Source organism: Pseudomonas sp. NPDC089401 (genome assembly GCF_044749485.1).
Classification (GTDB): domain Bacteria; phylum Pseudomonadota; class Gammaproteobacteria; order Pseudomonadales; family Pseudomonadaceae; genus Aquipseudomonas.
This window is the reverse complement of sequence record NZ_JBIVIA010000010.1, coordinates 1-15,628: the sequence shown is the minus strand read 5'-3', so window position 1 is coordinate 15,628 and position 15,628 is coordinate 1. Positions and strand designations below refer to the sequence as shown.

Here is a 15,628-nt window from a genome sequence, read left to right as displayed (position 1 = left end):
GTAACCCTGAAATTAGAAGTAGCCTTGGCGTTTCTTGTCTTCCATGGAACCGGCGCCATCGTGGTCGATGACACGGCCCTGGCGTTCGGACGTACGGGTCAGGAGCATTTCCTGAATGATGTCCGTCAGGGTCTCGGCTTCCGACTCGACAGCGCCCGTCAACGGGTAGCAGCCGAGGGTACGGAAACGCACCTTCTTCTTGACGATGCGCGCCTTCTCTTCCTCGGAGAGGTGCTCGAGGATGCGCTCGTCGTCGATCATGATCAGGGTGCCGTTCTTCTCGATGACTTCACGCTCGGCGGCGAAGTACAGCGGCACGATCGGGATGCCTTCGAGGTAGATGTACTGCCAGATGTCCAGCTCGGTCCAGTTCGACAGCGGGAAGACGCGGATCGACTCGCCCTTGTTGACCTTGCCGTTGTACACGTTCCACAGCTCCGGGCGCTGGTTCTTCGGGTCCCAGCGGTGCTTGCTGTCACGGAACGAGTAGACACGCTCCTTGGCCCGCGACTTCTCTTCGTCGCGGCGCGCGCCACCGAAGGCGGCGTCGAAACCATGCTTGTCCAGCGCCTGCTTGAGGCCCTGGGTCTTCATGATGTCGGTGTGCTTGGAGCTGCCATGGGTGAACGGGTTGATGCCCTGCGCCACACCTTCCGGGTTGACGTGGGTGATCAGCTCCAGGCCCATTTCCTCGACCATCTTGTCGCGGAAGCGGTACATCTCCTGGAATTTCCACTGGGTGTCGACGTGCATCACCGGGAACGGCAGCTTGCCCGGGAAGAAGGCCTTGCGCGCCAGGTGCAGCATCACGGCGGAATCCTTGCCGATCGAGTACAGCATCACCGGGTTGTCGAACTCGGCGGCCACCTCGCGGATGATGTGGATGCTTTCCGCCTCCAGCTGTTTCAAGTGCGTCAGTTTGTCGACCATGGCTACTCACGAAAAACGATCTTATGGACGGCCAGCGGGCCGTGTTCGAGCGAGCCACTTTATCACAGCGGCTGATTCTATTTAGGCGGCGGGCTAGATCGAAAAAGTCTAACGATATGACTGGGGGTTTGGGTTTGGCAGGCCCGGCCCTTTCGCGGGTAAACCCGCTCCTACAGGATCACCACAGGCCTGAAGTCTGCGCGGTCCCTGTGGGAGCGGGTTCACCCGCGAAGCAGGCGACGTCGCTCTCAGATGGGATTCGGGCAGTCGATGAACAGGTGCTCCAGGGCAAACCGTCGCGCCAGGTAATCCCCCAGTGCCTGTACGCCATACCGCTCGGTGGCATGGTGCCCGGCGGCAATGAAGCTGACCCCGTTCTCCCGCGCACTGTGATAGGTCTGCTCCGACGCCTCCCCGGTGAGGTACAGGTCCACCCCGGCAGCAATCGCCGTATCGATGTAGCCCTGCCCGCCCCCGGTGCACCAGCCGACCCGGCGAATCATCTGCTCGCCTTCGACCAGCAACGGTTCGCGCCCCAGCACCTCCTGCACCCGCCGGGCGAAATCACGCGCGGTCACAGGCTCCGCCAGCGACCCCACCAAACCGACCACCTTGGGGTTTTCAGGGTCCAGCGGGCCTTCGACGGTGATGTCCAGTTGCCGCGCCAGCTGCACGTTGTTGCCGACCTCCGGGTGCACATCCAGCGGCAGGTGGAACGCCAGCAGGCTGATGTCGTTTTTCAGCAAGGTCTTCAGGCGACGTTGGCGGATACCGGTGACGCAGGGGTTCTCGCCCTTCCAGAAGTACCCATGGTGCACCAGGATGAGGTCGGCTCCGGCCTCGACCGCGGCGTCCAGCAGCGCCTGGCTGGCGGTGACGCCGCTGACGATGCGGCTGACCTGCGGCCGGCCCTCGACCTGCAGGCCGTTGGGGCAATAATCGTGGATCTTCGCGCTGCCCAGGTAGCGTTCGGCTTCCTCGACCAGGGTGTTGAGAGCGACGGCCATGGAAATCTCCTTCAAATCTGCGCTTTACTCAGGCGCAACGCCCGTATAATGCCGGCCATTATGGGCCGTCGCCGGCATCGGGGGAACCGGTGTATGATCGCGCGCGCTCATGCCCCACTGCGCGGCCGCTGGCCCCTGCTCTTTTCCAGGATTCGTTCATGTTCAAGGCGTTGCGTTACTTTGGCTGGCCCCTGCTCACCGGCGTACTGATCGCCATGCTGATCATCCAGCGCTTCCCGGAATGGGTCGGCCTGCCCAGCCAGGACGTCAACCTGCAGCAAGCCCCGCAGACCTCGCGGATCATGCAGGGCCCGGTGTCCTACGCCGACGCCGTGACCCTGGCCGCCCCGGCGGTGGTCAACCTGTACACCACCAAGGTGGTGAACAAGAGCTCGCACCCACTGTTCGAAGACCCGCAGTTCCGCCGTTTCTTCGGCGACAACCTGCCCAAGCAGCGGCGCTGGGAGTCGAGCCTGGGTTCGGCGGTGATCATGAGCCCCGAGGGCTACCTGCTGACCAACAACCACGTCACCAGCGGCGCCGACCAGATCGTGGTGGCCCTCAAGGACGGCCGCGAGACCCTGGCGCGGGTGATCGGCAGCGACCCGGAAACCGACCTGGCGGTGCTGAAGATCGACCTGAAGAACCTGCCGGCGATGACCATCGGCCGCTCCGACAGCATCCACATCGGCGATGTGGTGCTGGCCATCGGCAACCCGTTCGGCGTCGGCCAGACCGTGACCATGGGCATCATCAGCGCCACCGGCCGCAACCAGCTGGGCCTGAACAACTACGAAGACTTCATCCAGACCGACGCGGCGATCAACCCGGGCAACTCCGGCGGTGCACTGGTCGATGCCAACGGCAACCTGGTGGGCATCAACACGGCGATCTTCTCCAAGTCCGGCGGTTCCCAGGGCATCGGCTTCGCCATCCCGATCAAGCTGGCGCTGGAGGTGATGAAGTCGATCGTCGAACATGGCCAGGTGATCCGTGGCTGGCTGGGCATCGAGGTGCAGCCGCTGAGCCAGGAACTGGCCGAATCGTTCGGCATGCAAGGCCGCCCGGGCATCGTGGTGGCAGGTATCTTCCGCGACGGCCCGGCGCAGAAGGCCGGGTTGCAGTTGGGGGACGTGATATTGAGCATCAATGGCGAACCGGCTGGTGACGGGCGCAAATCGATGAACCAGGTGGCTCGGATCAAGCCGACCGACAAGATCACCATCGAGGTGATGCGCAATGGTCAGCAGCTGAAGCTGATCGCCGAGGTGGGGCTGCGGCCGCCGCCAGCGCCGGCGGCCAACCCGGAAGAGAAGTAACGCATCACTGGGCTGCTCGTAGGAGCGGCCTCGTGTCGCGAAAGGGCCGCGAAGCGGCCCCGACAATCTATGCGGCGAAGCTGAAATCCCGGGGCCGCCATGCGGCCCTTTCGCGACACAAGGCCGCTCCTACAAGGACCGCGCCAGCCACAGACGCTTGCATCAATGCAGAATCTGGCTAAGGAACAGCTTGGTCCGGTCACTGCGCGGCCGATCGAAGAAGTCATCCGGCGCCGCCTGCTCGACGATCTCCCCCTTGTCCATGAAGATCACCCGGTTCGCCACGGTACGAGCAAAGCCCATTTCGTGGGTCACGCAGAGCATGGTCATGCCGTCTTCGGCCAGCCCGACCATGGTGTCGAGCACTTCCTTGACCATTTCCGGGTCCAGCGCCGAGGTCGGTTCGTCGAACAGCATGATCTTCGGCTTCATGCACAGCGCCCGGGCAATCGCCACGCGCTGCTGCTGGCCACCGGACAACTGCCCCGGGAACTTGTGCGCCTGCTCCGGAATGCGCACGCGCTCCAGGTAATGCATGGCGATTTCCTCGGCCTTGCGCCGGGGCATCTTGCGCACCCACATCGGCGCCAGGGTGCAGTTCTCGAGGATGGTCAGGTGCGGGAACAGGTTGAAGTGCTGGAACACCATGCCCACCTCGCGGCGGATCGCCTCGATCTGCTTGAGGTCGTTGGTCAGCTCCACACCATCGACCACGATGCGCCCCTGCTGGTGCTCTTCCAGGCGGTTGAGGCAGCGGATGGTGGTCGACTTGCCCGAGCCCGAAGGCCCGCACAGGACGATCCGCTCGCCCTGGCGCACGTTCAGGTTGATGTCCTTGAGCACATGGAACTGGCCGTACCACTTGTTCACGCCCTGCATCTGGATGATGCCTTCGGGGCCGGCAGGCTGCTTGATCGCTTCACTCATTTCGAAACTCCTAACGCTTGTGGCCAGTGTCCAGCTTGCGCTCCAGGTGCATGGAGTAGCGGGACATACCGAAACAGAAAATCCAGAACACCAGGGCGGCGAACACGTAGCCCTCGGTGGCCATGCCCAGCCACGCCGGGTCGGCGGCGGCTTGCTTGACGCTGTTGAGCAGGTCGAACAGGCCGATGATGATCACCAGGCTGGTGTCCTTGAACAGGGCGATGAAGGTGTTGACGATGCCGGGGATCACCAGCTTGAGCGCCTGCGGCAGGATCACCAGGCCCATCGAGCGCCAGTAGCCCAGGCCCATGGCCGCGGCGGCTTCGTACTGGCCCTTGGGGATGGCCTGCAGGCCGCCGCGCACCACCTCGGCGATGTACGCCGACTGGAACAGGATCACCCCGATCATCGCCCGCAGCAGCTTGTCGAAGCTCATGCCCTCGGGCAGGAACAACGGCAGCATCACCGACGACATGAACAGCACGGTGATCAGCGGCACGCCACGCCAGAACTCGATGAAGGTCACGCACACCACCTTCACCGCCGGCATCCGCGAACGCCGGCCCAGGGCCAGCAGGATGCCCAGCGGCAAGGCACCGACGATGCCCACGGTGGCGATCACCAGGGTCAGCATCAGCCCGCCCCACTGGCTGGTGGCGACGTTGCTCAGGCCGAGCACGCCGCCGTGCAGCAAGGTGTAGGCCAGCACCGGGTACAGCACCAGGAAGCCCAGGCCGTAGATCGCCTTGCGCGGGAAGCGCTTGATGAACAGCGGCGCGGCACCGATCACCGCCAGCCACACGCTGAGGTCGACCCGCCAGCGCAGTTCGGCCGGGTAATAGCCGTACATGAACTGGCCGAAGCGCTGCTTGACGAACACCCAGCAGGCGCCCTCCTTGGTGCAGTCGGCGCGGGTGGTGCCGACCCAGTTGGCGTCGATCAACGCCCAGTGCAGCAGTGGCGGCACGATCAGCCACACCAGGTACACGGCGAACAGGGTCAGCAGGGTGTTGATCCAGCTGGAGAACAGGTTTGCGCGCATCCATGCGAGCACGCCGACGGTTTTCACCGGTGGCGGCATGTCAGGTTTGAAAACATGGGCATTCACGGGCGTATCCTCATCGCTCGATCAGCGCGATGCGCTTGTTGTACCAGTTCATCAGCAGCGAAATGCTGATGCTGATGGCGAGATAGACACTCATGGTGATGGCGATCACCTCGATGGCCTGGCCGGTCTGGTTGAGCACGGTACCGGCGAACAGCGAAACCATCTCCGGGTAGCCGATACCGGCCGCCAGGGACGAGTTCTTCGCCAGGTTCAGGTACTGGCTGGTCAGCGGCGGAATGATCACCCGCAGTGCCTGGGGGATGATCACCTTGCGCAGGGTCGGGCCCTCGCGCAGGCCCAGCGAACGGGCCGCCTCGGTCTGGCCATGGCTGACCGAACGGATGCCGGAACGCACGATTTCGGCGATGAACGCCGCCGTGTAGATGGTCAGGGCCAGGGTCAGCGCCAGCAGTTCAGGGATCAGCACCCAGCCGCCGACGAAGTTGAAGCCCTTGAGCTGCGGCACTTCCCAGTGCACCGGGCTGCCGAACAGCAGCACGCAGGCGCCCGGAATGACGATCAGCAGCGCCAGCCCCACCCAGAACTTGTGAAACGGCTCACCGGTCTCGTTGAAGCGCCGGTTGGCGTAACGCACCATCGCCACGATCGCCGCCAGCGCCAGCACCAATGCCACGACGAACGGCCAGAAGCCGTCGGCCATCGAGGCGCCGGGCATGTTCAGGCCGCGGTTGCTGATGAAGAAGGTGTCGTCGATATTGATGCTGCCCCGTGGCCCCGGCAGGGTCAGGAACACCGCGAAGTACCAGAACAGGATCTGCAGCAGCGGCGGGATGTTGCGGAAGGTCTCCACATACACGGTCGCCAGCTTGCTGATCATCCAGTTCGGCGACAGCCGCGCCACGCCGATGACGAAGCCCAGGATGGTCGCCAGGATGACGCCGATGAAGGTCACCAGCAGGGTATTGAGCAGGCCGATGACGAACACCCGCGCATAGCTGTCGGATTCCACGTAGGGGATCAGGTGCTGGGCGATGCCGAAGCCGGCACTGCGCTCGAGGAAGTCGAAGCCCGAGGTGATGCCCCGGTGTTGCAGGTTGGTTTGCGTGTTGTGGAACAGGTACCAGCCCAGGCCCACCACGAAGACTATCGTGAGGATCTGGAACAGCCACGCACGCACGCGTGGATCGCTCAGGGACAAGCCCTTTCGTGCGCCGATTTGATTTTGCATGAAGTGCCCCGGACAGTAGGGATTCGAACAACCTGCGGCGGCGGGATGCCGCCGCAGGGGCAACCGTCAGCGCACCGGTGGCGCGTACTGGATGCCGCCGTTGTTCCACAGGGCGTTCAGGCCGCGGTCGATCTTCAGGTCGGTGCTCTGGCCAAGGTTCTTCTCGAACACTTCACCGTAGTTGCCGACTTGCTTGACGATCTGCACGACCCAGTCCTTGGGCAGCTTGAGGTCCTTGCCGTACTCGCCGTCGCCGCCCAGCAGGCGGGCGACGTCCGGGTTCTTGGTGGCCTTGGCCTCGGCCTCGACGTTCTTCGAGGTGACGCCAGCCTCTTCGGCGTTGAGCATGGCGAACAACGTCCACTTGACGATGCTGAACCACTCTTCGTCGCCCTTGCGCACGACCGGGCCCAGGGGCTCCTTGGAGATGGTTTCCGGCAGCACCACGTACTCGGTGGGTGCAGCCAGCTTGGAACGCTGGGCGAACAGCTGCGACTTGTCCGAGGTCAGCACGTCGCAACGGCCGGATTCCAGCGACTTGGCGCTCTCGTCGGAGGTGTCGAAGGTGATCGGGGTGTACTTCAGATTGTTGGCACGGAAGAAGTCCGAGACGTTCAGCTCGGTGGTGGTACCGGCCTGGATGCAGATGGTCGCGCCATCGAGTTCCTTGGCACTGGAAACACCGAGCTTCTTGTTGACCAGGAAGCCGACGCCGTCATAGTAGGTGACACCGGCGAACACCAGGCCCATGCCGGCATCGCGCGAGCTGGTCCAGGTGGTGTTGCGCGACAGCACGTCGACTTCGCCCGATTGCAGCGCGGTGAAGCGCTCCTTGGCGTTGAGCTGGCTGAACTTGACCTTGGTCGCGTCGCCGAACACGGCGGCGGCCACGGCGCGGCAGACGTCGGCGTCGATACCGACGATCTTGCCCTGCGCATCAGGTACCGAGAAGCCCGGAAGACCGTCGCTCACGCCACACTGGACGAAGCCCTTCTTCTTCACCGCATCGAGAGTGGCGCCGGCCTGGGCGGTGCTCACGGCGCCCAGCGCGGCGGCAGCGGTCAGGACTGCCAGGGTGGTTTTCAACATCTTCATCTACAACCTCCAAATCGCTCTTGTTGTTCGAGCCGGAATTGCACCGCACCCTTATGAGGCGCATCCGACCCTTGTTGGCTTGTTATTGGGTCAATTGGCGCAATGGGCTGTTCTGTGACAGCCTTCGCGTGCAAGGGGTGTTACCGTGACGGCTCGCCCCTTGCATCCAAGGTTGAATAGCAAAGCGCGTACCACAATTGTTGGCTGTAGCGTTTAAGCATTCGTCAAGTAGTAAAAGTTGTATCGTTGCGACATTCTTTTTCTGACAATCAAGTCCCCCGCCTTCTTTTCACGCACTCCTTATATAGGCACGCACACTTTCGGAGCAGTCATGACCAACCCGCTGATTCTCGAACCACAGAAAACCGCAGACGCCTGTGTGATCTGGTTGCACGGCCTGGGCGCCGACCGTTACGACTTCCTACCTGTGGCCGAATTCATGCAGGAACGCCTGCTCAGCACCCGCTTCGTCATGCCCCAGGCGCCGACCCGCCCGGTGACCATCAATGGCGGCTACGCCATGCCCAGCTGGTACGACATCAAGGCCATGACCCCGGCCCGGGCCATCGACGAGGCGCAGCTGGAGGCGTCGGCCGAGCAGATCATCGGCCTGATCAAGGACGAGCAGGCCAAGGGCATCAGCCTGTCGCGGATCGTCCTCGCCGGCTTCTCCCAGGGCGGCGCCGTGGTGCTGCACACCGCCTACGTCAAGTGGCAGGAAGCGCTTGGCGGGGTGATCGCCCTGTCCACCTACGCCCCGACCTTCAGCGACAGCCACCAGCTCAGCGCCTGCCAGCAGCGCACCCCGGCCCTGTGCCTGCATGGCGTGCACGACCCGGTGGTGATCCCGTCCATGGGCCGTACCGCCTTCGAATACCTGAATACCTGGGGCGTGGCCGCGCGCTGGCACGAGTATCCGATGGAGCACGAAGTGGTGGTCGAGGAGCTGGCCGACATCCATGCCTGGCTGAGCCAGCAACTGCAATAACCAGGCCCGGCCTGTAGCGCCGGGCGCTTTCCACTACGCCGCGCCCGGTTCTTGCATTACACTGCCCGGCGTACATTCCTTAACCAGTTGATGAGACGATCGTGCTCAAGGCACTCAAGAAAATATTCGGCAAGGGAGACGCCGCGCCACAGGCCGTCGCTCCTGCTGCCAGCGTGACGCCAGCGGCGCCCGCGCCCCTGCTCGAGGCCACGCCCGAGCCCAAACCCGTCGAACCTCGCGCCAAACCTGCCGCCAAGGCCGAGGCGCCGGTCGCCGAACAGGCCAAAGCCGACAAGCCGGCCAAGGACAAGCCACGCCGGGAGCGCAAGCCAAGGCCCCAGGCCAGCCTGTGGAAGCCGGAAGACTTCGTGGTCGAACCCCAGGAAGGCAAGACCCGCTTCCACGACTTCAAGCTCTCCAACGAGCTGATGCATGCCATCCACGACCTCGGCTTCCCCTACTGCACGCCGATCCAGGCCCAGGTGCTGGGCTTCACCCTGCGCGGCCAGGACGCCATCGGCCGGGCCCAGACCGGTACCGGCAAGACCGCCGCGTTCCTGATCTCGATCATTTCCCAGCTGCAGCAGACGCCACCGCCCAAGGAACGCTACATGGGCGAACCACGCGCGCTGATCATCGCGCCGACCCGCGAGCTGGTGGTGCAGATCGCCAAGGACGCCGTCGCCCTGACCAAGTACACCGGCCTGAACGTCATGAGCTTCGTCGGCGGCATGGACTTCGACAAGCAGCTCAAGGCCCTGGAAGCGCGCCACTGCGACATCCTGGTGGCGACGCCGGGCCGCCTGCTGGACTTCAACCAGCGCGGCGAGGTGCACCTGGACATGGTCGAGGTGATGGTGCTGGACGAGGCCGACCGCATGCTCGACATGGGCTTCATCCCCCAGGTGCGGCAGATCATCCGCCAGACTCCGCCGAAGAGCGAACGCCAGACCCTGCTGTTCTCCGCCACCTTCACCGACGACGTGATGAACCTGGCCAAGCAGTGGACCACCAACCCGGCGATCGTCGAGATCGAACCGGAGAACGTCGCCAGCGAGACCGTCGAGCAGCACGTCTACGCGGTGGCCGGCAGCGACAAGTACAAGCTGCTGTACAACCTGGTGACGCAGAACAAGTGGGAACGGGTGATGGTGTTCGCCAACCGCAAGGACGAAGTGCGGCGCATCGAGGAAAAGCTCGTGCGCGACGGTATCAATGCCGCGCAGTTGTCCGGTGACGTGCCGCAGCACAAGCGCATCCGTACCCTGGAGAACTTCCGCGAAGGGCGTATCTGCGTGTTGGTGGCCACCGACGTGGCAGGCCGAGGCATCCACATCGATGGCATCAGCCACGTGATCAACTTCACCCTGCCCGAAGACCCGGACGATTACGTGCACCGTATCGGCCGCACCGGGCGTGCGGGTGCCGATGGCGTGTCGATCAGCTTTGCCGGCGAGGATGACTCCTACCAGCTGCCGGCGATCGAAGAGCTGCTGGGGCGCAAGATCAAGTGCGAGATGCCGCCGGATGAGCTGCTCAAGCCGGTACCGCGCAAGCACCACTGATTTGTCAGCACTAGCCTCGCCCTTGTAGGAGCGGCCTTGTGTCGCGAAAGGGCCGCGAAGCGGCCCCAGCAATATCTGCATTCATGCTGAAATCCCGGGGCCGCTTCGCGGCCCTTTCGCGACACAAGGCCGCTCCTACAAAGCGATCTGTGCCTGCCTCACCAGCGCCCGGCGGCATCCTGGTCACTCTGCTTGCCTTCCACCCAGCGCGGCCCTTCCTGGGTATTCTCCTTCTTCCAGAACGGCGCCCGGGTCTTCAGGTAGTCCATGATGAAGTTGCAGGCATCGAACGCCGCCTGCCGATGGGCACTGGCCACGCCGACGAACACGATCGGCTCGCCCGGCTCCAGCGCACCGATGCGGTGCAACACCTCCACCTTGAGCAACGGCCAGCGCTGCTCGGCCTCGACCACGATCTTGGCCAGGGCCTTCTCGGTCATGCCCGGGTAATGCTCGAGAAACATCCCCGCCACTTCCCGCCCATCATTGAAATCCCGCACATAGCCGACGAAGCCGACCACCGCGCCCACGCCGACATTGGCCGCATGCATGGCATTGACCTCGGCGCCCGGGTCGAACGCGCCTTCCTGCACTCGCACCGCCATGTTCAGCCTCCGGTCACCGGTGGGAAGAACGCCACCTCATCGCCGTCCTGCAGCGGTTCGTCGAGCCGGCACAGCTCTTCGTTGCGCGCGCACATCAGGTTCTGCTCGGCCAGCACGGCGTACTGCCCGCCCTTGGCCACCAGGGCCTGGCGCACATCGTCGAGCACATTGAAATCGCCCTCCAGGCGCTCGGCATCGACGCCCAGCAACTCGCGGTAACGGGCGAAGTACATCACCTTGACCTTCATCACGCCTCCGCCTTGTAGTGGCCGCTCTTGCCGCCGACTTTCTCCAGCAGGCGCACCTGCTCGATGACCATGCCCTTGTCCACCGCCTTGCACATGTCGTAGATCGTCAGCGCGGCGACGCTGGCGGCGGTCAGGGCTTCCATCTCGACGCCAGTCTGCCCGGCCAGCTTGCAGCGGGCGACGATGCGCACCGCATCCTGGCCTTCGGCGCTCAGCTCGACCTTGACGCTGGTCAGCATCAGCGGGTGACACAGCGGGATCAGGTCGCTGGTCTTCTTCGCCGCCTGGATGCCGGCGATGCGCGCCACGGCGAACACATCGCCCTTGGGATGCTCGCCGTCGACGATCATCTGCAAGGTCTGCGGCAACATGCGCACCCGCGCCTCGGCCACGGCCTCGCGCTCGGTGACGGCCTTTTCGGTGACGTCGACCATGTTGGCGCGACCCTGGGAATCTAGATGTGTCAGCACTGCTCTGCTCCTGTGGAGGGAACCCGCAGTGTAAACCCGTGGGTCATCTTTGAGCAGAGGAATGTGCCGGCAGGATCGGCCCATTCGCGGGTGAACCCGCTCCCACAAGGTCTCCACTGCATCAGATCAAATGGAGAGCCTGTGGGAGCGGGTTTACCCGCGAAAGGGCCGGTGGAGTTACAGATGCGACTCGGCGTACTCGGCCAGCACCGAGCGTGGCACACCCTGCAGGGTGATGTGCACGCCATGGGGGAAGTCCTTGAAGCGCTCGGTCAGGTAGGTCAGGCCCGAGCTGGTCGCGGACAGGTAAGGCGTGTCGATCTGCGCCAGGTTGCCCAGGCACACCACCTTGGAGCCGGAGCCGGCGCGGGTGATGATGGTCTTCATCTGGTGCGGGGTGAGGTTCTGGCACTCGTCGATCAGGATCAGGCTCTGCTGGAAGCTGCGCCCGCGGATGTAGTTCAGCGACTTGAACTGCAGCGGCACGCGTTCGAGGATGTACTCGACGCTGCCGTGGGTGCTCTCGTCATCCATGTGCAGGGCTTCGAGGTTGTCGGTGATCGCGCCCAGCCAGGGTTCCATCTTCTCCGCTTCGGTGCCCGGCAGGAAGCCGATCTCCTGGTCCAGCCCCTGCACGCTGCGGGTGGCGATGATGCGGCGGTAGCGCTTGCTGACCATGGTCTGCTCGATGGCGGCGGCCAGGGCCAGGATGGTCTTGCCGGAACCGGCGGCGCCGGTCAGGTTGACCAGGTGGATGTCCGGGTCGAGCAAGGCGAACAGCGCCAGGCTCTGGTGGATGTCCCGCGGCTTCAGGCCCCAGGCTTCCTGGTGCAGCAACGGCTCCTGGTGCAGGTCGAGCAGCAGCAGTTCGTCGTTGCGGATCCCCTTGATCCAGCCGACGAAGCCCTGCTCATCGATGATGAACTCGTTTATGTGCACCGCCGGCAGGTTGTCGATCATCTGCACCCGGTGCCAGGTACGACCACGCTCCTGGCGGGTATCGACCTTGCTGACCCGGTCCCAGAAGGAGCCGCTGACCGAGTGGTAGCCTTTGGACAGCAAGGACACGTCATCGACCAGCTGGTCGGTGCTGTAATCCTCGGCGGCGATGCCACAGGCGCGCGCCTTGAGGCGCATGTTGATGTCCTTGGTGACCAGCACCACGTCCAGGTCGGCGCGCCGGCTGCGGACTTCGAGCAGGGTATTGATGATGATGTTGTCGTTGAGGTTTTCCGGCAGCAGCTTGCTGGGCTCGTTGCGCGGCGACATCAGGATCGACAGGTAGCCCTTGGGCCCGCTCTTGCCACGCTGGATCGGCACGCCCTGCTCGACATCGCTGGGCGAGGCGTCACCGAGGGTCTGGTCGATCAGGCGGATGGCCTGGCGACATTCGGCGGCGATGGTCTGCTTGCCGGTCTTGAGCTTGTCGAGTTCCTCCAGCACCGTCATCGGAATGGCGACGTGGTGCTCCTCGAAGTTGAGCAATGCGTTGGGGTCGTGAATCAGGACGTTGGTATCGAGCACATAGAGGATTGGCTTGCTGGAGGAGGGGTTGCGTCCTTGGTCATCCATACTCGGTCACCTTATGTCGAAGCCACACGGCGCGCTCTGTAGTGCGCCGCAGAGTGACTGCCGTTCTTCCCGTATCCGCGTTGCTACGGGCGGGAAGCGTACCTGGCAAGGTGGGCTGGATGACGCCACCTGTGCTGCAGGAATCGGCTGTCTGGTTTCTTCATACCGCAAAAGCGATGACCGGAAAAAGCATTTTTACGTGTTTTTGAAGTTTATTTTTCCGAATGACGAAGAGGCCTTGGCGGCAAGGCTGGACGGGACTACAGTCAGAAATCAAACCCTCTATTCGCGATAAGCGTAATCGCGGCAGTCTTCCCAACCGATCCCGCTCTGCACCGTGCTGCGCAGCAACCACTCCACCGCTGGCTGCGCATTGGGCAGGGTGTCGTGGAACTGGATCACGCCCTTGCGCCACAGCAGCATCAAGGTCACCACGCGCTGGGCCGAAGCCTCGGCGGTCAGTGGGCCATCGTCCTGGGCGTCGATATCCCACAGCGACACGCGCAGCTGCTGGCTGGCCATGAACGCCTCGCCATCAGCGCGGCGCTGACCATAAGGTGGGCGGAACAGCGGCACGTACTGCTCCGGCAGGTCGGCCTGGACCCGTGCCTGGGCCCGCCGGATCGAGTCCTGCCAGCCCTGCCACTGGGCATGCGAGCGGTATTCCCAGCCCTGGATGCCCACGCACTGCCCGGCATACAACAGGCCCAGCGCATTGCCCGGGCCGCTGTCCCGGCGTTGCTGCAGGCGATTGCCCAAAATGAAGAACGTGCCCTGCAGCTTCTGGCTGCGCAGGTATTCGGCCAGGGTATCGGTGCTACCGCCATCCGGGCCAGGGCCGCCAACGAAGGTCAGCAGGAACATGCGGTCGTTCAGTTCATCGCCATTGCGCTCACGGCTGGACAGGCGCTCGACCTCGCTGCTGGTTTGCGGCAGCAGTGCCGCCTTGCGCAGTTGCTCATCCAGATAACGGGTATGGAACTGATGACTGGGCTCAACCCAGCCGGTATAGAACGTGCCGACATCGGTCGCGAACGTCGCAGCCTTGGTGCGCAAATCTGCCATTGAGTCGACCAGGTAGCAGAACGACGCATCCTGCTCGCAACTGCGCTGGGCCTGCTGATAGCCCTGCCATAGCCGCTGCCACATCTGCGCGCGCACGGCGCGGATCTTCTGCAAGTTGATCTGGCGCAGGCCCAGGCGCGCCGCCAGGGTGGCGTCGTCGAGCAGCTCGCTCTCGTGCAGGACCCGGGCGAACGAGAGGATCTCGGCCCGCGAGGCGACGTCGAACAGTGCCGGGCTGTCCAGCTGCTCGGGCCAAAGGCTGCGGTCCAGGCTGGCGGGCGGAACGGGGGCAGCCTGGACGGCCAGGCTCAGCAGGGTGGCCAGCAAGGCAACGGCAATACGCACGATCGGTCTCTCCGTGACAGCCAAACGCGCACTATAGCGCCTGATCCGCCGATGGTCTGTGACTATCGTCGGCATAGTTTGGACTTGCTCCGCCCACCCCGTAGAATTGCCGCCAACGATGCCAGGAGCCGACCCATGCTGACGGTGATTTCCCCCGCCAAGACCCTCGACTACGACACCCCGCCGGTGACCGAGCGCTTTACCCTGCCGCAATACCTGGACGACTCTCAGGAACTGATCCTGCAGCTGCGCGAACTGTCGCCCGCGCAGATCAGCGAGCTGATGCACCTCTCCGACAAGCTTGCCGGCCTCAATGCCGCACGCTTCGGCAGCTGGACCCCGGATTTCACCCCGACCAACGCCAAGCAGGCGCTTTTGGCGTTCAAGGGTGACGTATACACCGGCCTGGACGCCGAAACCCTTGGCGAGGACGATTTCAGCTACGCCCAGGAGCACCTGCGCATGCTCTCGGGCCTGTACGGCCTGCTGCGCCCGCTCGACCTGATGCAGCCCTACCGCCTGGAAATGGGCACCAAGCTGGCCAACGCCCGCGGCAAGGACCTGTATGCCTTCTGGGGCACCCGCATCAGCGAATGGCTGAACCAGGCGCTGGCCGACCAGGGCGACGACCTGCTGCTGAACCTGGCCAGCAACGAGTACTTCAGCGCGGTGAAACGCAGCGCCCTCAAGGGCCGGGTGATCAACGTCGACTTCAAGGACCTGAAGAACGGCCAGTACAAGATCATCAGCTTCTACGCCAAGAAGGCCCGCGGCATGATGAGCCGGTTCGTGATCCAGGAACGGGTGGCCGACCCCGAGCAGCTCAAGCGGTTCGACGTCCAGGGCTATTACTATAGCGCCGAGCAGTCCAAGCCGGATCACCTGGTGTTCCTGCGGGATCACCCGGCCGATTAAGCCTGCCCCGGCCCTTTCGCGGGTAAACCCGCTCCCACAGGTGTTTCACAAGCCTTGAAGCTTGCACAGCACCTGTGGCTCCCACAGGTGTTTCACAAGTCTTGAAGACTACACAGTACCTGTGGCTCCCACTGGTGTTTCACAAGCCTTGAAGCTTGCACAGTACCTGTGGCTCCCACAGGTGCTTCACAAGCCTTGAAGCTTGCACAGTACCTGTGGCTCCCACAGGTGCTTCACAAGCCTTGAAGCTTGCACAGTACCTGTGGCTCCCACAGGTGCT

The 15,628-nt window shown here is 63.7% G+C and carries 15 protein-coding genes; 4 read left to right on the top strand and 11 right to left on the bottom strand.

Annotated features, from left to right (window positions below):
- Positions 1-12 precede the first annotated feature (12 nt).
- Positions 13-930 carry a sulfate adenylyltransferase subunit CysD gene (cysD, locus tag ACIP21_RS21350; protein ID WP_009684445.1) on the bottom strand — a complete coding sequence of 306 codons (918 nt, stop codon included), beginning with the start codon at positions 928-930 and terminating at the stop codon, positions 13-15.
- Between the two features lie 248 nt (positions 931-1,178).
- Positions 1,179-1,937 carry a Nif3-like dinuclear metal center hexameric protein gene (locus ACIP21_RS21345; RefSeq protein ID WP_400691718.1) on the bottom strand — a complete coding sequence of 253 codons (759 nt, stop codon included), beginning with the start codon at positions 1,935-1,937 and terminating at the stop codon, positions 1,179-1,181.
- Between the two features lie 158 nt (positions 1,938-2,095).
- On the opposite strand from ACIP21_RS21345, the gene algW reads away from it, so the two are divergent.
- The gene (gene algW / locus ACIP21_RS21340) at positions 2,096-3,256 is read left to right on the top strand and encodes a Do family serine endopeptidase AlgW (RefSeq protein WP_400691716.1); all 1,161 of its coding nucleotides are present in this window, start codon (positions 2,096-2,098) and stop codon (positions 3,254-3,256) included.
- A 162-nt stretch (positions 3,257-3,418) separates the two neighbouring features.
- Here algW and ACIP21_RS21335 read toward each other — a convergent pair whose 3' ends face one another.
- The 4 genes from ACIP21_RS21335 to ACIP21_RS21320 form a co-directional block, all read right to left on the bottom strand.
- Positions 3,419-4,183 carry an amino acid ABC transporter ATP-binding protein gene (locus tag ACIP21_RS21335; protein ID WP_054899237.1) on the bottom strand — a complete coding sequence of 255 codons (765 nt, stop codon included), beginning with the start codon at positions 4,181-4,183 and terminating at the stop codon, positions 3,419-3,421.
- Positions 4,184-4,193: 10 nt separating this feature from the next.
- The gene (locus ACIP21_RS21330) at positions 4,194-5,291 is read right to left on the bottom strand and encodes an amino acid ABC transporter permease (RefSeq protein ID WP_400691714.1); all 1,098 of its coding nucleotides are present in this window, start codon (positions 5,289-5,291) and stop codon (positions 4,194-4,196) included.
- Positions 5,292-5,301: 10 nt separating this feature from the next.
- Positions 5,302-6,480 carry an amino acid ABC transporter permease gene (locus ACIP21_RS21325; RefSeq protein ID WP_400691711.1) on the bottom strand — a complete coding sequence of 393 codons (1,179 nt, stop codon included), beginning with the start codon at positions 6,478-6,480 and terminating at the stop codon, positions 5,302-5,304.
- A 66-nt stretch (positions 6,481-6,546) separates the two neighbouring features.
- On the bottom strand, positions 6,547-7,575 hold the full coding sequence (locus tag ACIP21_RS21320; protein WP_400691709.1) for an amino acid ABC transporter substrate-binding protein: 1,029 nt from the start codon (positions 7,573-7,575) through the stop codon (positions 6,547-6,549).
- Between the two features lie 331 nt (positions 7,576-7,906).
- Between ACIP21_RS21320 and ACIP21_RS21315 the strand changes: the two genes are divergently transcribed.
- Both ACIP21_RS21315 and rhlB read left to right on the top strand, forming a co-directional pair.
- A complete protein-coding gene (locus ACIP21_RS21315) occupies positions 7,907-8,563 on the top strand; it encodes an alpha/beta hydrolase (protein WP_400691706.1) in 657 nt (218 codons plus the stop codon).
- Positions 8,564-8,664: 101 nt separating this feature from the next.
- Positions 8,665-10,128, top strand: a complete 1,464-nt coding sequence (rhlB, locus tag ACIP21_RS21310) for an ATP-dependent RNA helicase RhlB (RefSeq protein WP_400691703.1) — start codon at positions 8,665-8,667, stop codon at positions 10,126-10,128.
- 158 nt (positions 10,129-10,286) lie between these two features.
- Here rhlB and moaE read toward each other — a convergent pair whose 3' ends face one another.
- From moaE to ACIP21_RS21285, 5 genes are all read right to left on the bottom strand, one after another.
- The gene (gene moaE, locus ACIP21_RS21305; protein WP_060499776.1) at positions 10,287-10,733 is read right to left on the bottom strand and encodes a molybdopterin synthase catalytic subunit MoaE; all 447 of its coding nucleotides are present in this window, start codon (positions 10,731-10,733) and stop codon (positions 10,287-10,289) included.
- A gap of 2 nt (positions 10,734-10,735) precedes the next feature.
- Entirely contained in the window at positions 10,736-10,981 is a 246-nt protein-coding gene (gene moaD / locus ACIP21_RS21300) for a molybdopterin converting factor subunit 1 (protein WP_400692232.1), read from the bottom strand.
- Entirely contained in the window at positions 10,981-11,451 is a 471-nt protein-coding gene (gene moaC / locus ACIP21_RS21295) for a cyclic pyranopterin monophosphate synthase MoaC (RefSeq protein ID WP_400691700.1), read from the bottom strand. The genes moaD and moaC overlap by 1 nt, the downstream gene beginning before the upstream one ends.
- A gap of 177 nt (positions 11,452-11,628) precedes the next feature.
- Complete coding sequence (locus tag ACIP21_RS21290) at positions 11,629-13,023, bottom strand: PhoH family protein (RefSeq protein WP_400691697.1); 1,395 nt, start codon at positions 13,021-13,023, stop codon at positions 11,629-11,631.
- 282 nt (positions 13,024-13,305) lie between these two features.
- On the bottom strand, positions 13,306-14,433 hold the full coding sequence (locus ACIP21_RS21285) for a polysaccharide deacetylase family protein (protein ID WP_400691695.1): 1,128 nt from the start codon (positions 14,431-14,433) through the stop codon (positions 13,306-13,308).
- A 135-nt stretch (positions 14,434-14,568) separates the two neighbouring features.
- Between ACIP21_RS21285 and yaaA the strand changes: the two genes are divergently transcribed.
- Positions 14,569-15,348, top strand: coding sequence for a peroxide stress protein YaaA (gene yaaA / locus ACIP21_RS21280; protein ID WP_400691692.1), 780 nt, complete (start codon positions 14,569-14,571; stop codon positions 15,346-15,348).
- The last annotated feature ends 280 nt before the right edge of the window (positions 15,349-15,628 follow it).